At 56.8% G+C, this 19,441-nt stretch carries 18 protein-coding genes; 14 read left to right on the top strand and 4 right to left on the bottom strand.

Features of this window, described 5'->3' with window-relative positions; all coding sequences use genetic code 11:
- Positions 1–109 precede the first annotated feature (109 nt).
- From J7416_RS00825 to pdeM, 14 genes are all read left to right on the top strand, one after another.
- Entirely contained in the window at positions 110–319 is a 210-nt protein-coding gene (locus tag J7416_RS00825) for a hypothetical protein (RefSeq protein ID WP_209222199.1), read from the top strand.
- Between the two features lie 439 nt (positions 320–758).
- Positions 759–1,628 carry a Flp pilus assembly protein CpaB gene (gene cpaB / locus J7416_RS00820; protein WP_209222196.1) on the top strand — a complete coding sequence of 290 codons (870 nt, stop codon included), beginning with the start codon at positions 759–761 and terminating at the stop codon, positions 1,626–1,628.
- Positions 1,629–1,819: 191 nt separating this feature from the next.
- Positions 1,820–3,226, top strand: coding sequence for a type II and III secretion system protein family protein (locus J7416_RS00815; protein ID WP_209222195.1), 1,407 nt, complete (start codon positions 1,820–1,822; stop codon positions 3,224–3,226).
- A 16-nt stretch (positions 3,227–3,242) separates the two neighbouring features.
- Entirely contained in the window at positions 3,243–3,869 is a 627-nt protein-coding gene (locus J7416_RS00810; protein WP_209222193.1) for an OmpA family protein, read from the top strand.
- 199 nt (positions 3,870–4,068) lie between these two features.
- The gene (locus tag J7416_RS00805) at positions 4,069–5,304 is read left to right on the top strand and encodes an AAA family ATPase (protein ID WP_209222191.1); all 1,236 of its coding nucleotides are present in this window, start codon (positions 4,069–4,071) and stop codon (positions 5,302–5,304) included.
- A 24-nt stretch (positions 5,305–5,328) separates the two neighbouring features.
- Positions 5,329–6,774 (top strand): CpaF family protein, encoded by a 1,446-nt coding sequence (locus J7416_RS00800; protein ID WP_209222188.1) that lies wholly within the window; start codon positions 5,329–5,331, stop codon positions 6,772–6,774.
- Positions 6,775–6,786: 12 nt separating this feature from the next.
- On the top strand, positions 6,787–7,755 hold the full coding sequence (locus tag J7416_RS00795; RefSeq protein ID WP_209222186.1) for a type II secretion system F family protein: 969 nt from the start codon (positions 6,787–6,789) through the stop codon (positions 7,753–7,755).
- Between the two features lie 10 nt (positions 7,756–7,765).
- Positions 7,766–8,749 carry a type II secretion system F family protein gene (locus J7416_RS00790; protein WP_209222184.1) on the top strand — a complete coding sequence of 328 codons (984 nt, stop codon included), beginning with the start codon at positions 7,766–7,768 and terminating at the stop codon, positions 8,747–8,749.
- A 64-nt stretch (positions 8,750–8,813) separates the two neighbouring features.
- Entirely contained in the window at positions 8,814–9,338 is a 525-nt protein-coding gene (locus tag J7416_RS00785; RefSeq protein ID WP_209223794.1) for a tetratricopeptide repeat protein, read from the top strand.
- Positions 9,339–9,368: 30 nt separating this feature from the next.
- Entirely contained in the window at positions 9,369–10,220 is an 852-nt protein-coding gene (locus J7416_RS00780; protein WP_209222182.1) for a tetratricopeptide repeat protein, read from the top strand.
- Between the two features lie 3 nt (positions 10,221–10,223).
- Positions 10,224–10,769, top strand: a complete 546-nt coding sequence (locus J7416_RS00775) for a prepilin peptidase (protein WP_209222180.1) — start codon at positions 10,224–10,226, stop codon at positions 10,767–10,769.
- A 118-nt stretch (positions 10,770–10,887) separates the two neighbouring features.
- The gene (locus tag J7416_RS00770) at positions 10,888–12,195 is read left to right on the top strand and encodes an ATPase (RefSeq protein ID WP_209222178.1); all 1,308 of its coding nucleotides are present in this window, start codon (positions 10,888–10,890) and stop codon (positions 12,193–12,195) included.
- Positions 12,196–12,235: 40 nt separating this feature from the next.
- Positions 12,236–14,647 carry a ligase-associated DNA damage response DEXH box helicase gene (locus J7416_RS00765; RefSeq protein ID WP_209222176.1) on the top strand — a complete coding sequence of 804 codons (2,412 nt, stop codon included), beginning with the start codon at positions 12,236–12,238 and terminating at the stop codon, positions 14,645–14,647.
- A 41-nt stretch (positions 14,648–14,688) separates the two neighbouring features.
- Positions 14,689–15,351 carry a ligase-associated DNA damage response endonuclease PdeM gene (pdeM, locus tag J7416_RS00760; RefSeq protein ID WP_209222174.1) on the top strand — a complete coding sequence of 221 codons (663 nt, stop codon included), beginning with the start codon at positions 14,689–14,691 and terminating at the stop codon, positions 15,349–15,351.
- A gap of 2 nt (positions 15,352–15,353) precedes the next feature.
- On the opposite strand, the gene J7416_RS00755 is transcribed toward pdeM, so the two are convergent.
- The 4 genes from J7416_RS00755 to J7416_RS00740 all read right to left on the bottom strand — a co-directional run bounded on the left by J7416_RS00755 (position 15,354) and on the right by J7416_RS00740 (position 19,300).
- Positions 15,354–16,061 carry a LytTR family DNA-binding domain-containing protein gene (locus tag J7416_RS00755; protein WP_247744069.1) on the bottom strand — a complete coding sequence of 236 codons (708 nt, stop codon included), beginning with the start codon at positions 16,059–16,061 and terminating at the stop codon, positions 15,354–15,356.
- A 255-nt stretch (positions 16,062–16,316) separates the two neighbouring features.
- On the bottom strand, positions 16,317–17,207 hold the full coding sequence (folD, locus tag J7416_RS00750; RefSeq protein WP_209222172.1) for a bifunctional methylenetetrahydrofolate dehydrogenase/methenyltetrahydrofolate cyclohydrolase FolD: 891 nt from the start codon (positions 17,205–17,207) through the stop codon (positions 16,317–16,319).
- 52 nt (positions 17,208–17,259) lie between these two features.
- Positions 17,260–17,565, bottom strand: a complete 306-nt coding sequence (locus J7416_RS00745; protein WP_209222170.1) for a chorismate mutase — start codon at positions 17,563–17,565, stop codon at positions 17,260–17,262.
- Positions 17,566–17,623: 58 nt separating this feature from the next.
- Positions 17,624–19,300, bottom strand: a complete 1,677-nt coding sequence (locus J7416_RS00740; RefSeq protein ID WP_209222168.1) for a formate--tetrahydrofolate ligase — start codon at positions 19,298–19,300, stop codon at positions 17,624–17,626.
- Positions 19,301–19,441: the final 141 nt, after the last annotated feature.

Genomic DNA, 19,441 nt, shown 5'->3' with positions numbered 1-19,441 from the left:
CAGGCAATCATAGTGCCATACCGAGATGGTCGGGAGCGGACTGAGAGAGAAAGCTCTGGAAGGCCCCTAGGTTTAAGTGACTAATTTGATCCTTTAGGAGGGACGTAACATGATCAAGTTCATCAAGAACTTCCGCAAAGACGAAGACGGCGCCGTAACTGTAGACTGGGTCGTTCTGACCGCAGCCATCGTTGGCCTGGCCGCTGTTGCCTACACGCAGGTTGGTGCAGGTGCTAACGCGCTGTCAGACGATGTCGAAAAAGCTCTGACCAACGCCACTGTTGATACGGTGACAACCAAGATCACTCCGACGAAATAATTAATCTACTAAATGCTAGATGGGGGCCACGCTGCTTTAGCTGTGGCCCTTTTCTTTTGGCCCAATCAAGTTCTGGTAGTGCCATGGCGCGAAAGTTCAAAAAGTTCCCCGAATGCGAAGACGGAGCCGTTACGGTGGATTGGGTCCTTTTGACAGCAGGGCTCGTCGGGTTTGGTGCGATTGTGATTCTGAACTTTTCGGGACCACTTCAACATCTGGACAAAGAATCGGGCGACGCACTGACAAACATGGAAGTCCAGGATCCCGTCGTTGCATTTGATTTAGCCAAGTGATGCTGCGAACCCAGCTTGATTGAATGGCGCGACCCGAAAAAAGCGGGATTGTCCCCTTTTTCGACACAATTTGCCTTTACTGATAACTCAAATGGCATCGTATCCCCGTGACGAGCCAAACGAAACTAAAGTATGAGGGAACGTGAATGCGTGCTGTATTTGGACTTGTTCTGATTGTCGGAGTACTTTTGGCCGGTGGGGCGGTCTATTTGGCTCGCGACTACATCGCTCAGCATCAGGCTCAGCTGGCTCGTGAACGCCAAGCGACCCAAGATGCCCTTGCCAACGTCAAGTCGGTTCCAACAGTTGGTGTAATCGTCGCCAATCGCCCCATGAAGTATGGTGAGCGCCTAACCACCGAAGACGTGCGAACGGTAAACTGGCCAGAAGATGCGATTCCCGAAGGGGTATTCACGGATATTGCCGTGCTCTTTCCTGAAGATAGTCAGGGTGACCGTTTTGTTCTGAGGGCAATGGAAAAAGACGAAGCCCTTCTTGAGGTGAAGGTCACCAACCCAGGTGAAGCTGCCGGCCTGACATCCCGTCTCGCCAAAGGAATGCGCGCATTTGCCATCAGCGTCGACGTGTCATCGGGCGTTTCAGGCTTCTTGCGTCCGGGCGACAATGTTGATGTGTATTGGACCGGGTCATTCAGCGGGGCAGGACGAGACGGCGAGATCACCCGACTGATTCAAACCAACATCGAGCTGATCGCCGTGGACCAGACGACAGGTGAGGACCTGACCGGCACAACCATCGCGCGGACTGTTACGGTTGCCGCGACACCGGAGCAGATCGCGGCTCTTGCTCAAGCTCAGAACACCGGGCGACTGTCATTGGCACTGGTTGGTTTCGAGGACGAAACAATCGCAAGCGCAGTTGAAGTCGATCAGAGAAAACTGTTGGGAATTCAAGAAGTCGCGCCTGCGCCAGCTCCGGCTCCGGAAAGAGTCTGCACTGTGAACACACGCCGTGGCGGGGAAATTGTCATAACCGAGATCCCCTGCACAAACTAAAGTGAAATCAAAACTTTAACGTCACAAGCCGCGCCATTTACGCGGCTTGTTTCATTTCAGATGTTGCTGATTACCCACATAAGGAAAATTCCAGAAACCATTGATTATTGCAATAAATTCGCAATTCGCGCAGTGTTAACGCACATAAGGCATTAGACCTAAAACGAGGCGTGATCGGAGAGGCAGGTCACATGAAAATACATTCTTGGATAAGCGCGGCCCTGTTGGGGTTGGCGCTGGTTATCAGTTCGGTCAGCGGTGCTGCCCGGGCCGAAACACTGCGTGTCGTTAAGAACGGTACAGCGGAAACGCTGGACGTTCCTATGAATCGCGCAATTGTTGTTGAAAGCGAAACACCCTTCGCAGAGCTCAGCATCGCCAACGCTGGCATCGCTGACATTTCTTCGCTTTCTGATCGCACAATCTATGTTTTGGGTAAGGCCCCTGGTCTGACTACCCTGACCTTGTTTGACGGGGCCGGCAATTTGCTGGCCAACGTCAGGGTCCGTGTGTCACCGGATGTGTCTGAATTCAAAGAGAGACTGCGCCAAATTCTTCCGAGCGAACCCATCGAGGTGCGCACAGCGAATGACGGTATCGTCCTGTCCGGTACGATTTCCAGCTCGGCCAAACTGGCGCGCGCCTTGGAACTGGCTGAACGTTACGCGCCCGAGCGTGTATCGAACCTGATGTCGGTCGGTGGGGTTCAGCAGGTCATGCTGAAAGTCCGCTTTGCCGAAATGAATCGGTCGGTCGCTAAAAGCCTGACCGCATCGCTCGGCTTCGGTGGCAGCGATGTGACGGGTGGTATCAACACCTTGAACAACGCCGGTGCGTTGGCCAACGCGCTGAACAACAACATCCCGTTCCAACAGACAAATACGGGTGCTATCCTATTTGGCTTTGGCGCCGGTTCAACACAGGTACGCTTGCTGTTGGAAGCGCTTGAAACTAAAGGGCTTGCCCGTACGCTTGCAGAGCCCAACCTGTCGGCCTTGTCGGGGCAGGAAGCTGAATTCCTGGCGGGCGGCCAAGTTCCGATCCCGGTTCCCGGCGATGACGGCCAGATTGCAATCGAGTATCGGGATTTCGGTGTTCAGGTCCTCTTTACGCCCCGCGTCGTAGACGGTGATCTGATCAACCTGGAACTGGGAACATCGGTGTCCAGCATCGATCCGAACTCTGAATTCACAATCGCCGGCAACAACGTGCCAACGTTCATCACGCGTTCGACAAAAACGACGATTGAGATGCGCGATGGCGAGAGCTTTGCCATTGCCGGGTTGATCCGAGACGATTTCACTGACCAGAACAGCCAATTGCCATGGATTGGTGATGTCCCCGTACTGGGCGCACTGTTCCGCAGCGCAGAATACCAGCGCCAGCAGTCGGAACTGGTGGTTATCGTTACGGCACATCTGGTCTCGCCAACACGTGGTGAAGCCCTGGCTCTGCCGACCGATCGGGTTCAGCCCCCCAGCGAATTCGATCTGTTCATCAACGGCAGAACCGCCCGTACAACGCGTCCGGGTTCCGGCGCGGCCTCAGAAGTGGCCAAGCAGGACTTTGGAAGCTCCTACGGCTACGTTCTGGATTGATAGGAGGATAGGACCAATGCAGAAGTGGATACTCACACTGGGTCTTTCGGTCGCTGTCGCCGCATGTACGCGTGAGGCCGGGTATGAAGTGGACCAGGGTGCTTTTGGCAATGCGACGCTTAACAACACCCAGGTTATGAATGGCGAGCTATCATTCGCTCAGATCCTTGGGCAGCGATTCGCAGCAGAAGTACCAACCCAGATCAACTTTGCCTTCGACAGTGCACAGCTGGACGAAACGGCGCGTCGGATTCTGCTGCGGCAGGCCGACTGGATCAAACAATTCCCAGAGGCGCGGTTCCGTGTATACGGCCACACCGATGCGGTTGGATCGACGTCGTACAACCAGCGGCTCGGTCAACGACGCGCAAATGCAGCCGTTGCGTTCCTGACGCAGCAGGGAATTTCGCGGTCTCGACTGGAGGCGGTGGTTTCTTTCGGTAAAACACGCCCGCTGATCGATACAAATGAACGGGACCGCAGAAACCGCCGTACAGTGACCGAAGTCTCTGGTCTTGCTGGCGGCAAAGGTCAGCTGCTGGACGGCAAGTACGCCGAAGTCATATACCGCGAATATGTCGAAAGCGCTGAGCGTGTGAGCTACATCCAGCGCGATCAAGTCAACGCCGGCGGTGATGAATAATCCCTAAGAATTGGGCGGCATCGTCGCCCAATTCCCTACAATTGGTTCTTTTGCGCCTAAATCTTGCCTAAGTTCCAAGCCACCTTTTCAACAATTGGGTGAAGTGCGGCCTGCATTGGTCGCGAACGGGCAACAGAAAACTGAGTCGAGCCAAATGAGTTCGGACAGTCAATGGGCCCTGACGACGAGGATTGTGTTAATGACAAGCGCCACGACGCAAGATGATGGGACCGCTATTCTGGCTTGCACGATCAGTCGCGACGTCCAGAATTTTGATCTGTTGATCGAAGACATGGAAGCCATTCTGGGCGAACGCTGGGGGGACCTTGGGTTTGCAGAAGCACTGGCATTCTTCGGCCAACCCGAAGCTGAAACCCTTGAATTCGTTGCGCTTGCCATCGACGGAGACGATGAAGACAACCTGTCTTTGATGGGTGAGATCATCACGCAGGCCAAGGAAAAAAAGATCAAGGTCGTGCTGATCGCCGAGGACGTCACCCCGGCGTCTTTGCACCAGTTGCTGCGCAAGGGCGCGGACGAATTTGTCCCCTACCCGCTTCCTGAAGGTGAGCTGAAGGAAGCCATCGACCGTATGAACAAACCTGAACCGGTTGCTGCGACTCAGGTCGCCTCTGTTCCGGCGGTTCAGGGCGAATCAAAAGAAGCTGCGTTGTTTGTTGTCCACGGTCTGGCTGGTGGCGTCGGATCAACGACCCTGGCTGTAAACTTGGCTTGGGAACTTGCAACCGCGTCCGACAAGGATGCGCCAACGGTCTGTGTCATCGATCTGGATCTGCAATACGGCAGCGTTTCGACCTATTTGGACCTGCCCCGCCGAGAAACCGTATTCGAGATGCTGTCGGATACGGCATCGATGGACGACGACGTATTCTCGCAAGCCCTTCAGACTTATGAGGAAAAGCTGAGCGTCCTGACCGCACCCTCCGATATGGTGCCATTGGACCTGATCACTCCGGAAGATATTGAAAAGGTTATCAATACTGCCCGCCGACAGTTCGACTATGTGATCATCGACATGCCCAAGACCCTGGTCTTGTGGTCAGAAACGGTGCTGCAGGCCGCGCATGTGTACTTTGCAATGATCGAACTGGATATGCGCTCGGCACAAAATGCGCTGCGGTTGAAACGTGCGCTGCAGGCAGAAGAGCTGCCGTTCAACAAACTTCGCTTTGCGCTGAACCGGGCTCCGAAATTCACTGACCTGAACGGCAAAAGCCGGGTCAAGCGCATGGGCGAAAGCCTGGGTATTTCGATCGACCTTCAACTGCCAGAGGGCGGCAAACAGGTCATGCAAAGCGGCGATCATGGTTTGCCACTGGCGAAATCCGCAGCCAAGAATCCGCTGCGCCGCGAAATCGCGAAACTCGCAAAATCGCTTCATAGTTTGGGCAGCAGCGGTGCTGAGGCCGCGTAACAATTATTCAGAGGGGTAGTCGCCGTGTTTTCCAGATACAAAAAGCAGCCTGCTGCGCAACCGGTTGAAACCGCAGCTGCGCCACAGGCAGCAGCGCCAGCGCCTACTAAAGAAAAAACCTCTGCAGCCAACGCAGTCGCGCGCCGCCCTGTTCAAAAGAAAGCCGCCGAGGTCGCGGTCTCGGACAAGGATCGCAAACGCAAAGAGCGACTGGGCGAAATCAAAGTCGAACTACACCGCGAGCTGCTCGAGAACCTGAACCTCGCAGCGCTGGAAAACGCCGGTGAATCCGAATTGCGAACGGAAATCAGCTCGATCGCGAGTGAAATCCTTGAGAGTCGCAACATCGTTCTGAACCGCGAGGACCGGACGCAGCTTAACAAAGAATTGTACGACGAAGTCACTGGTCTGGGTCCGCTTGAGACATTGCTGCAAGACGACAGCGTCAACGATATTCTGGTGAACGGACCCCAGCAGATCTTTATCGAGCGCCACGGCAAGCTCGAACTCAGCGAGATCACGTTCAAGGATGAAAAGCACCTGATGCGGATCATCGACAAGATCGTGTCCGCTGTGGGTCGTCGCGTTGATGAATCCAACCCTTACGTTGACGCCCGTCTGGCCGACGGTTCGCGTTTCAACGCGATGGTGCCCCCGATTGCCGTCGACGGCTCGCTGGTTTCCATTCGTAAGTTCAAGAAAGACAAGCTTGGCATTGATGATCTGGTCAATTTCGGTGCGTTCACTGAAGAAATGGCCGCGTATTTGCAAGCGGCGGTTTCCACGCGCCTGAACATCATCGTTTCGGGTGGTACAGGTTCTGGTAAAACAACCACGCTGAACGCCCTGTCCAGCTTTATCGACGATGCCGAGCGTATCCTGACAATTGAGGATACGGCGGAACTTCAGCTGCAACAGACCCATGTAGGCCGGATGGAAAGCCGCCCGCCAAACGTTGAGGGCAAAGGTGAGGTCAGCCCCCGGGATTGTTTGAAAAACGCCCTGCGTATGCGTCCCGACCGCATCATCGTCGGCGAAACGCGTGGCGCTGAGGTTATCGACATGCTGCAGGCCATGAACACCGGCCACGACGGTTCGATGACAACGATCCACGCCAACTCGGCCCGTGACGGGATCTCGCGTCTGGAAAACATGATCGCGATGGCTGGTATCGAAATGCCGATCAAAGCTGTCCGCAGCCAGATCTCAAGCGCTGTGAACCTGATCGTTCAGGCCAGCCGTCTGCAAGACGGTTCGCGCCGCATGACATCCATCACCGAGATCACCGGGATGGAGGGCGACGTGATTTCGATGCAGGAAATCTTTAAATTTCAGCGCGTTGGCCTGACACCTGATAACAAGATCATCGGTCACTTCACTGCGACGGGCGTTCGCAGCCACTATTCCGAACGCTTCCGCCTGTGGGGCTTTGACTTGCCTCCGTCCATCTACGAACCAACCACCGTTTAAGGAGGTCCGGCCATGCAATTGCCCATAGAGGCCCTTATCTATGTCGTGATCTTTGTCGCGGTGCTTCTTCTAGTCGAAGGCATCTATCTTGTCGCCTTTGGCAAATCCATCAGTTTGAACAGCCGTGTAAACCGACGTCTGGACATGCTGGACAAGGGCGTCGGACGCGAGCAGGTTCTGGAACAGCTGCGCAAGGAAATGCAGCAGCATATGAAGTCGCAAAGCATCCCGCTCTACTCGCTTTTGGCCGACAAGGCGCAAAAAGCGGCGATTGCCTTTTCACCTAAGCAACTGATCATGATCATGGTGCTGGTGTCCGGGTTTGCTTATGTCGGGCTCAGCATTGGCACGGCAACAGAAACAATACTTCGAATCGCGCTGTCGGTGGCGATTGGCGTGGGCGGTGTTTATGCCTGGGTGAACCACAAAGCCAAAAAACGCATGAACATGATGGAAGAGCAATTGCCCGACGCCGTTGAATTGATGGTACGTTCGCTTCGCGTCGGTAACCCGTTTGTTTCCACCATCCAGATTGTGGCCAACGAAGTTCAAGACCCTCTGGGAACCGAGTTCGGGGTCATCGCCGACGAATGTGCCTATGGCCGCGACGTCGGCGAATCCCTCAAAGACCTTGCCGAACGTCTGGATATGCAGGATCTGCGGTTTCTTTCGGTCGCCGTCGGCATTCAGCAGCAATCCGGTGGTAACCTCGCCGAAATTTTGGCCGGCTTGGCACAGGTTATCCGCGCACGTTTCCGTCTGTTCCGCCGTGTGAATGCCATCACCGCCGAAGCGAAGTGGTCCGGCAAATTTCTGTCTGGCTTCCCCATCTTCTGCCTTTTGTTCATCCTGGTGAACGACCCCGGCTACTATGACGAAGTTCTTGACCACCCGTGGTTCATTCCGGCCTGTTTCTTCGTGGGCATCATGCTGACGCTGAACCTAATCGTCATGCGCATTCTAACGAACATCAAGGTTTGAGGGTTTGATTATGGAATTTCTGGACCAAATCAACACGTTCCTGACCGAAAACCTGGGCCCCTTCGGACCGCTTATTGTTGTGGGTGTACTTGGACTGTTCATGGTCTTGGTGGCTTTGCCACTTATGCTGAACCAGCCGGAAGACCCACTCAAAAAGCTCCAGCGCTCGAACGCGGCGCCCAAAGCAAGCAAGAAAGACAAGAAGGATGCGTTGCGCCAGGCAAGCCGCAATGAACAACTTCAAAAGTTTGCGACCTTTCTGGAACCCCAAAACGAAGACGAGCTATCTGCGATGGAGCTCAAACTTCGTCAGGCGGGTTACCATTCAAAGGACTCGGTGCGGTTCTTTCACTTTGCTCAGTTCGCACTGGGAATTGTCGGCATTTTGATTGGTGTTTCGCTGGTGACCATCTTCGCCGGAGATCAGGAATTCACGCCAGCACAAATGATCATTCGCGTTCTTGTCCCTGCCTGCGGATTGTATTTTCTGCCACGCTATTGGATCACGCGACGTGTTACAGAACGGCAAGAAGCCATTATTGCCGGGTTCCCGGATACATTGGATTTGATGCTGGTTTGCGTCGAAGCGGGTCAGTCGCTTGACCAGGCGATCGTGCGCGTGGCGGCCGAAATGAAAGTCTCGTACCCGGACATCGCGCAAGAGTTCGAGGTTGTCGCCTATGAGCTCAAGGCCGGCAAGGACCGGGACTCGGTTCTGCGCGACTTTGGTACGCGCTGCGGCGTTCAGGACGTCAGCTCATTTGTTACCGTGATGATCCAGTCCGCCACTTTTGGTACATCAATCGCCGAAGCTCTGCGGGTTTACGCAGGCGAAATGCGAGATAAACGTGTGATGCGCGCCGAAGAGGCCGCGAACAAGTTGCCAACCAAAATGACACTTGCCACAATGATGCTGACGGTGCCTCCGTTGCTGGTCATTCTGGTCGGTCCCTCGGCAAAAGGCATTGCAGATTTTGCAGGTGGCGGGGGATAAATTCCCGATGAAATCAAAATTCGGGTGCATCCATTCTGGGATACGCCGTGCGTTGCAGGCCACCATGGTTATCGCCGTGGTGGCCTCTTGCACGGAAACCGGCGCGTCAAACGATCTCGAGCCTCCAGGCGTCGATCCCAGGGGGCAAAGTGTGGATCCGCTTACTGTAGGGAACCGATTGATGGTCTCAGGCGAGTATGAACTTGCACTGACGGCCTTTACCCGCGCCGCGCTGGATCAGGGAATGACCACCCAGATCCTTACGTCGATGGGAACCGCCAATCTCGGCCTCAGACGCCTGGGTCAGGCCGAAGAGCTTTTGCGCCGGGCGGTAGCGGACGACCCCGATTGGCCTGTTGCTTGGAACAACCTTGGCGTTTTGCTGATGGAAAAAGGCGAATACCCCGAGGCGTCGCAAATGTTTCGACGGGCCTTTGCGCTGGATAATGGCGAAAGTGACGCAATCCTGGACAATCTGCGCTTAGCTCTCGCAAAAATGGAAAATCCTGTTAATACTACCCCAGAAAAACAAGAATATACACTGGAGCAGCAAGGCGACGGGCAATTTAAGCTGCGCAAGCTCCCGTAACATTGGCAAGAGCAGTAAGGGACGCAAAAAATGCGCCAACAATTCTTGATTCCGACGATGGTCATCTGCGGGCTGGTATTGTCCGCTTGTGAAAAAGAAACCGAAGAGGAAAAAGTCGAACGCACCTATCAAGAGGTGAACGTGATCGACGAAACAAACCTGAACGAGGTTCTGCTGACCGCCGCAGACCCGAATGAAGCCGTTACCTATTTCCAGGGCGCTGCCGCCAAAAACCCCGGCCGGATTGACCTGCAGCGCGGTCTTGCGATTTCCTTGGGTCGCGCGAAACGCACAACCGAGGCGGCGTCGGCTTGGAAAAAAGTGACGACCATGAAGGGCGCCACAAACGTGGACAAGGTCGAGTACGCGGGCGCTTTGGTCAAATCCGGCGACTGGGCCAAGGCCAAAGCCACGTTGGATTCCGTGCCGCCCACATTTGAGACTTTTCAACGGTACCGCCTCGAGGCGGTGGTCGCGGATTCCAGACAAGACTGGAAACGCGCGGACCACTTCTATGAAACAGCGGTTGGCCTGACGACGCGCCCCGGCAGCGTGATGAACAACTGGGGCTATTCCAAACTGGCACGCGGTGATTTCACCGCTGCGGAACGTCTGTTCTCTGATGCGATCCGCCAGGACAGTTCCCTTTTCACTGCGAAGAATAACCTTGTTCTGGCAAGAACGGCTCAGGGCAACTATAGCATGCCGGTTATTCCCCTGACGCAGGTCGAACGGGCGATGCTGCTGAATACTATGGGCATATCTGCGGTCAAACAGGGTGATGTCGCCACTGCGAAGAACCTGTTCCGCGAAGCCATCGCCACCCACCCGCAGCACTATGGGGAAGCTGTTCGTTCGCTTCGCGCGCTCGAGGAAGCCTGATCCATGGATATCCCAGCGACGGCAGCCGCGTGGTTTTTGCCATTTGTGCTGCCGATCTGCTTTTACGTGGCCTTTACCGATCTGCGCAGCATGCTGATCAAGAACCACGCGGTCTTGGCTTTGACTGCGGTTTTTGTCGTCGTCGGCTTTTTTGTGCTGCCGCCATGGGCGACCGAATGGACATCCTTTGGTATCGGTCCGATTGTGCTGACACTGCCACCCTATCTTTGGCAATTGCTGCACATCGTTGTTGTGCTGTTTCTGGGCATTCTCTTCAACGCGGCTGGCGCTATGGGCGCAGGCGATGCAAAGTTTTTGGCCGCGGCCTCAGCCTTTGTCTGGGTCGGGGATATTATCCTAGTGTCCGTCATAATGGCTTGCGCGATACTTGGCGCTTACATAACCCACAGGCTGGCAAGGTACACGCGGCTGAGAACCATTGCCCCGGATTGGGAAAGCTGGGACCGGGGCAAAAAGTTCCCGATGGGGTTCCCATTCGGGGCCAGCTTGGCGATCTATCTGATATTGGGTACTGTTTCCGGTTCCTAAACTATCATCAGTCCGCCTTTTCCGTGCCTTGGTACTGACACAAATCAGGTTAAGACTTTCTCCAAGCAGCCCTGGATTGGGGCTATTGGCGTGATTACTGGATAGACGGGCAACGCTCATGAATATGCAGACGACCTCGGTTATGGCCCCTCCTGCCCCCAAGGGCTTGGGCGAAATGAAACTGCCCATCGTTATGATGCGGGACATTCTACTTAAGACAATGTTCCGCAAAAACGTGGACACGGTCAGTCAGGTCGCTGACGCGGTTTGTCTGCCGGGGTCGGTTACGCAGGAACTGATCGACATCGCGCGCGAACAGAAACTGCTTGAGGCGACCGGTACGCTGAATGCCAACAGCGGGAACGAAATGGGCTATCAGCTTACAGATGCCGGGAAGGCCCGTGCGCTGGACGCTTTGAGCCAGTCCGAATACTTCGGCGCGATGCCGGTTCCGCTGGATGTTTATCGCGAACAGGTCAAGCGCCAGTCGATCCGGAACATTCAGGTCACTCGGGACCAGTTGACCGGAGCCATGGGCCATCTGGTACTGCCCGACAGCCTGCTGGACCACCTTGGCCCCGCGGTCAGCGCGGGCCGGTCCATCCTGATGTATGGCCCACCGGGCAATGGTAAATCCTCGATCTCGAACGGTATTCGCGATGCGCTTGGCGACAACGTCTACGTCCCGCGGGCAATTGAGTATGCTGGTCAGGTGATCACCGTTTACGACCCGATCGTGCACACCGCGATCGAACAAGAAGCCGACGATCCCAACAGCCTGCGCCGTCGCAAGCGGTTCGATACGCGTTACGTCCAATGTGAGCGCCCGACCGTTGTGACGGGCGGTGAACTGTCGCTCAGCATGCTGGATCTGGTCTACAACCCGACTGCGCGCACCTATCAGGCCCCGCTGCAGTTGAAATCGACCGGCGGCATCTTCATCGTGGACGACCTTGGCCGTCAGCAGGAACCGCCGCAGGCGCTGATCAACCGTTGGATTGTTCCGCTGGAAGAAAACAAGGATATTCTGGGCCTGCAGTCCGGTGAAAAATTCGAAGTTCCGTTCGATACGCTGGTCATCTTCTCGACCAACTTCCACCCGAACGAGATCTTCGACCAGGCGGCCCTGCGCCGGATCTTCTTTAAGATCAAAATTGGTGGCCCGAACCAAGAGGACTTCCTTAAAATCTTCGCCATGGTCGCCCGCAAGCGCGGCATGCCACTGGACGAGGCTGCTCTGGTGCATCTGCTGAAGGTCAAGTACCCGACCATCAACAACGTTTACGCCAACTACCAGCCGATCTTCCTGATCGACCAGATGATCTCGATCTGCGAGTTCGAGGGCATCCCTTACCAGATGAGCCCCGACCTGATTGACCGGGCCTGGGCAAACATGTTCGTCAAAGACGAAACCATCGTCAAATAACGCCGTGCCATTTCCGGAAAAGGCCGGGTAGTCTGCGTCCATGACGCAGATTCCCGCCCGGATCACGGATTGGTTTGCCGCTAAAGGCTGGTCTATCCATCCGCACCAACAGGATATGTTCGACCGGGCGGCTGACCCGGCGACTTTGCTGATCGCTCCGACCGGGGGTGGTAAGACGATGGCAGGCTTTCTGCCGACACTGGCCGAACTGGCCGCCGATTCTCGACCTGGCCTGCATACGATCTATGTCTCGCCGCTCAAGGCGTTGGCCGCTGATATACGACGCAACCTGCGCGGCCCTGCAGATGAGATCGGGCTGCCCATTCGCATCGAGGATCGCACGGGCGACACTTCGGCCACGCAGAAAAAACGACAGCGGGTGGACCCTCCGCATATCCTTCTGACGACGCCGGAAAGCCTGGCGCTGTTGACGTCGTATGAGGATGCCGGGCGCATGTTTGCGGATGTGCAACGCGTCATCGTTGATGAGATTCACGCCTTGGCGGAAAGCAAGCGGGGCGACCAGTTGATGCTGGCGCTGGCGCGCCTTCAAAGCCTTTGCCCCACTCTGCGCCGCGTCGGCTTGTCTGCCACGGTCGAAGACCCTCAGGCCGTTGCGCGATTCCTGGCTCGTAACCCCGACCCCTGCCATATCATTCAAGCCGACCCCGGCCCGGATCCCGACATTCGCATGCTGGAAACGCAGGAGATGCCGCCTTGGTCCGGTGGCGGCGCGGCCTATTCCATCGCTGCAGTGCTGGAACAAATCAAACAGCACAAAACCACGCTGATCTTTCACAACACCCGTGCCCAGGCCGAGATATTCTTTCACAACCTGTGGCTTGCCAATGACGAAGCGCTGCCCATCGGCATCCACCACGGCAGTCTGGACCGGCAACAGCGAGAGCGGGTCGAAGCCGCGATGGTTCGCGGGGATCTGCGCGCGATTGTCTGTACCGGTTCTCTGGATCTGGGCATCGACTGGGGGGATGTGGATCTGGTGATTCAGATCGGCGCGCCTAAGAATGTCAAACGATTGGTGCAAAGGATCGGCCGCGCAAACCACCGCTATAACGCACCGTCCAAAGCCTTGTTGGTTCCGGCCAATCGTTTCGAGGTTGTGGAATGCGTCGCCGCGCTTGAGGCCGCCAAGGCCCATGATCTGGATGGAGAGCCCCGAGGTGCCGGCCCTCGGGACGTGTTGTGTCAGCACATCCTAATCGCCGCAGCCGCGGGTCCGTTCGACGCAGACGCTTTGTTTGCCGAGATGACAACAGCAGGACCCTTCGCAGATCTCAGCCGCGCCGAGTTCGATGCATGTTTGGATTTTTGCGCGACCGGTGGCTACGCCCTACGCGCTTATGACCGTTGGCAGCGACTGCAACAGCGGCCGGACGGCAGATGGCAACTCCGCGACCCTCGGGCAGCTACGCGCATTCGGATGAACCTGGGCACGATACAGGACACCGACACGCTCAAGGTCCGCCTGAAGCGTAATCGCGGGGGCAAACCTCTTGGCGAGGTCGAAGAAGCCTTTGCCGCCTCTCTCACGCCCGGAGACACCTTCCTGATCGGCGGTCAGATCGTCCGGTATGAGGGCCTGCGCGAAATGGTGGTCGAGGTCAGCCGTCGCGCTGACAAAAAGCCCAAGATCGCCACCTTCATGGGCACCAAATTCGCCACGTCCACGCAGTTGAGCGATCGCATCCTGCGTGTGTTCGCTCAATCTGACTGGCCACAACTGCCCACACATACGGCTGATTGGCTGGCGCTTCAGCGGGACATGTCCCGCCTGCCACAACGCGACCGGCTATTGATCGAGAGCTTTCCAGACAACGGGCGCGAACACCTGTGTGTTTACGGGTTTGCCGGGCGCAACGCACAACAGACGCTGGGCTTGTTGCTGACCAAACGAATGGAGGAAACCGGGCTGGCCCCGCTTGGCTTCGTCGCGACCGACTATGCCACGCTGATCTGGGGCCTGGACGCTGTGACCGACCCGCGCCCCCTGTTCCAGCGCGATGCTTTGCGCAGCGGGCTTGAGACATGGCTGGCGGGCAATGCGGTGATGAAACGAACCTTTCGCGCCTCGGCCACCATTGCCGGTCTGATCGAACGCAACACAGGTGATCAGCGCAAAAGTGGGCGGCAAGCGACGTTTTCCTCGGACATCTTGTACGACACGCTGCTGAAATACGACCCGGATCACCTGTTGATGCAGATCACGCGCGAAGAAGCCATGCGCGGCCTGGTGGATTTCGGACGTCTTGAGGCGATGATTGACCGGATCGATGACCGGATTGACCTGGTGCGACTTAACCGGGTTTCGCCCTTGGCCGCACCTTTATTTCTTGAGGTCGGAAAGGTTCCGGTCAAAGGCGCAGCCGAAGAACGTTTGTTGGCAGAAGAGAGCGCGCGGCTGTTGCAGACGGCGGGCTTGGACAACGGGTAATTCCGCTTGCGCGACGGTGAAAAAAAGGCAAAGAACGGAACATGAACGAACTGCCGTTTACCTTCGCAGGGCAAGATTTGCGTGCGCTCGGCTCCGGTGCCTTATGGTGGCCCGACCGGGCATTGCTCTGTGTCAGCGATCTGCATCTTGGCAAATCGGAACGCATGGCACGGCGCGGCGGCCCCGCCCTGCCGCCCTACGACAGCCGGGATACCCTCACCCGGCTGTCCGCCGACATCGACAGAACCGGCGCACAAACCATCATCTGCCTGGGCGACAGCTTTGATGATCTGGACGCTTTGGCGGCCCTCGGCACATCGGAAAAGCAGACGCTGACCACTCTGCAAGCCGGGCGTAGATGGGTTTGGATCGAAGGCAACCACGATCCGGGGCCAATCGATCTTGGCGGCACGCACCTGTCCGAATATACGGCAGGGCCGATGGTGTTCAGGCACATCGCCTTACCCGGTGCAGCAGGCGAGGTTTCGGGGCATTACCATCCCAAAACCCGCCTGAAAGCCCGCGGACGGGTGATCACCCGCCCCGCATTCCTTCTGGACGACGCAAGGTTGATTCTACCGGCTTATGGCACCTATACCGGCGGTTTGCTGACCTCGGATAATACTCTGACCCAACTCATGAATGACGGGGCGATGGCCATCCTGACCGGCCCGCATCCGCATATCATCCCAATGCCACGCTAGGATCAAATCACCCCGTCTTTTTCAAGCTGCGGCTTGTACTTCCGGCTAATGGGAACAAGGTCCCCATTGACGAGTTTTAGGTATGATCTGTCTGCCACCTTTTCAGTCCCTGTAACGGCGTCTTTAGCAACCCAATGGGATCGATGCGCACAATGCCCGACCAGAGGTTCCATCTCGGCGATAGCATCGGTCAGGCGGGATCGGATCGTGAACGTGCCTTCGGACGTGACCACGTCCACATAATGGTTGCGCGATGTCAGGCGGTAAATCTGTCCCTGAAATGAAGCTGGCAACCGGCGCGCAAGGCGCGGGACCGGTCGTGCAGGCGGTTCTTGGCTTTTTCGCGGCTCAACACGGCAGGTCAATATCAGACCAGCGGTGAACAGTGCACTGTAGCCCAAAACACGAGCGACATCCGGCCCGGAATGCCCGCCAACAAAGAACAGGACATGCGCCAAGACCCAAAGCGATGGTACGAACAGCAGCAGAACGAACAAAGCGTACAGCAGATCTCGGATCGGTAGGTTAACGAAGGCCGTGCTGCCATGGATGAGTTTGCGAGCCAACCACGTCGCACTTAACGCGATACACATCACCCCCACCCAGAAAACGAAGGACAGTACGAACGGTAAATCCGCCATAAGAAAGGGCGGGAAGGCGTAGGCCAACATTGGAAGGAAAACGAAACCGGCCACCACACGCTGGGGCATCAGTGGAATGCAAATCTGTCTTAGCTTTGACGGCATACTGAACTGAACGACACACTCAGGGGCCCAGCCAAACACCCAATTCAACCTACGGATACGCACTGTAACCGGCTGGGAAACAAGCGCTATCACGCAGCATGCAGACATTCAAACGTTAACAGAGGGGAAAATTCCGGTGCGTGCGTCAAGCTCGCGCGCACATGTGCCCCGGGGGCACGAAAGTGGTTGGGGCACATTTTCGCGCCCCAACCCATTAACTCAGGCAGTCAGCCCTTCGGGTTCGGGCAGACCGTTTGCCCGGCAACATGCGGTCAGCGTATTCGCCAGCAGGCAAGCGATGGTCATCGGACCCACACCGCCCGGAACTGGCGTAATCGCGCCCGCGCGTTCCGCCGCTCTGGCGTAATCCACGTCGCCGACCAGCTTATTCTTGCCATCGCGTTCGATGCGGTTGATGCCTACGTCGATCACGGTGGCACCTTCCTTGATCCAGTCGCCCGGTACCATCTCGGGGCGACCAACAGCGGCCACGACGATGTCTGCGCGGCGGACCACGTCGGGCAGGTCTTTGGTGCGGCTGTGGGCGATGGTCACGGTGCAGCTGTCCCCCAGCAGCAGTTGCGCCATCGGCTTGCCCACAATGTTCGAACGGCCGATCACGACAGCATCCATTCCCGACAACGAGCCGTGATAGTCGCGCAGCATCATCAGACAACCCAGCGGAGTACAGGGCACCATCGATTTCTGACCAGTGCCCAACAGGCCCACATTCGAAATATGGAAACCGTCCACATCCTTGGCCGGATCAATCGAGTTGATCACCAGATCTTCGTTCAGGTGCTTGGGCAGCGGCAGCTGGACCAGAATGCCATGCACAGCCGGGTCTTTGTTCAGCTTGTCGATCAGCGCCAGCAGGTCCTCTTCGGACGTGTCAACATCCAGCTTATGCTCGTACGAGTTCATGCCGACCTCGACGGTCTGCTTCCCCTTCGAGCGCACATAGACCTGGCTGGCAGGGTCTTCGCCGACCAGAACCACCGCCAGACCGGGAGTGATGCCGTTTTCCTCTTTCAGCTTTGCAACCTGATCGGCCACTTGTGCACGGACTTTTGCCGCGAAAGCCTTGCCGTCGATAACCTGGGCTACCATCCTTTGATCCCTTCTTTCAAAAAACGGATCGGGCGCTTGCGCACCCGGTCGTTTAGTCTGGGCCAAGCACACGCTCTTCGCGGGCGATCGACCAGTCTATCAAGATGCGCCAGAGTTTCTCGGCAAGATCAGGGTCCATGCCCAACTCGTCAGAACTCTTGCGCACGCGCTGCACCACGTCTTCGACACGATCCGGGATGCGGGCGGGCAGCCCCTCGCCGGGTTTCAGCTGCGACGCGCGGTCAATGTAGCTTGCGCGCGTTACCAACAGTTCGATCAGTTGGCGGTCCAGCTTGTCGATCTGAGGCCGCAATTCCTGCATTGATTGGCAGTCTTGCGGCGGTATCAGAGTGGGCATTTTCTTCTCCTCACGGCCCGGGGATATCCCCGGACCACGAGATGTATCATTCGGGCGCTTAGAACAAGCCCTCGATCTCACCTGCGTCATTGAGGCAGATGGTTTCAGCCGCCGGTTTGCGTGGCAGACCGGGCATGGTCATGATCTCACCGCAGACAACCACGATGAAACCGGCACCGGCGGACAGGCGAACTTCACGCACCGGCACCGAGTGGCCGGTCGGCGCACCGCGCAGGGACGGATCGGTCGAGAACGAGTACTGCGTTTTCGCCATGCACACAGGCAGGTTGCCGTATCCAGCCTCTTCCCACTCACGCAGTTGGTTGCGGATCTTGTTGTCGGCCAGCACCTCGTCTGCGCGATAGATACGCTTGGCGATAGTTTCGATCTTCTCGAACAGCGGCATGTCGTCAGGGTAGATGGGCGAGAAGTTAGCCGCACCGTTTTCGACGATTTCCACAACTTTCTCGGCCAGAGGCGCAGAGCCGTCCGAACCCAGTTCCCAGTGACGCGACAGGATCGCCTCAACGCCGTGCTCGGCACAGTAGTCTTTGACCGCCTGAACTTCGTCATCGGTGTCGGTGACAAAGTGGTTGATGGCAACGACAACGGGAACACCGAAGGATTTCACGTTCTCGATGTGACGGCCCAGGTTGGCACAGCCCGACTGAACTGCATCAACGTTTTCCGCGCCCAGATCGGCCTTGGCAACGCCGCCATTCATCTTCATCGCGCGCACGGTGGCAACCAGAACTACTGCCGACGGAGCGATACCCGCTTTGCGGCACTTGATGTTCATGAACTTCTCAGCACCCAAATCGGCACCAAAGCCCGCTTCGGTCACGACATAGTCGGCCACTTTCAGAGCAGTCTTGGTCGCGATGACCGAGTTACAGCCGTGTGCGATGTTCGCGAACGGGCCGCCGTGGACAAATGCCGGGTTGTTTTCCAGCGTCTGCACCAGGTTCGGCTGCATGGCGTCCTTCAGCAGAACGGTCATCGCGCCTTCGGCCTTGATGTCGCGGCAGTAGACCGGGGTCTTGTCGCGGCGGTAGGCCACGATGATGTCACCCAGACGCTTTTCCAGGTCTTTCAGGTCGTTGGCCAGACACAGGATCGCCATAACTTCCGAGGCCACGGTGATGTCAAAACCTGCCTCACGCGGGAAGCCGTTGGACACGCCACCCAGCGAAGCTGTGATCTGACGCAGGGCGCGGTCGTTCATGTCGACCACACGACGCCATGCGACGCGGCGCGTGTCGATTTCCTGCTCGTTGCCCCAGTAGATGTGGTTGTCGATCATAGCTGACAACAGCGAGTGGGCTGAGGTGATGGCGTGGAAGTCGCCGGTGAAGTGCAGGTTCATTTCCTCCATCGGAACAACCTGCGCGTAACCGCCACCTGCAGCGCCACCCTTCATGCCGAAGTTCGGGCCAAGCGAAGCTTCGCGGATACAGATCATCGCGTTCTTGCCGATGCGGTTCAGACCGTCACCCAGACCAACGGTGGTCGTGGTTTTTCCTTCACCCGCCGGGGTTGGGTTGATCGCGGTGACGAGGATCAGTTTGCCGTCTTCGCGGTCCTGAACCGAGTTGATGAAGTCCTGGCTGACCTTCGCCTTATCGTGGCCGTAGGGCAGCAGATCATCGCTGGAGATACCAAGCTTGGCGCCGATCTCCTGAATCGGCTTCTTGTTCGCTTCACGCGCGATTTCGATGTCGGATTTATAGCTCATTGGGCAAGATCCCTGGTTGAATTCCTTGCAAATCGGCACAGCTAGGCCGGTGCTGGTCAATCCATACCGTTGTGCACAATCGCGATGGATAGAGATTCCGACATAATCATGCCGTGAAACGGCGTAGCGTCATTTCACCAG

It is taken from the genome of Ruegeria sp. R14_0 (genome assembly GCF_017743975.1).
Lineage (GTDB): Bacteria > Pseudomonadota > Alphaproteobacteria > Rhodobacterales > Rhodobacteraceae > Ruegeria.
This window is presented reverse-complemented; position numbering and strand designations above follow the sequence as displayed.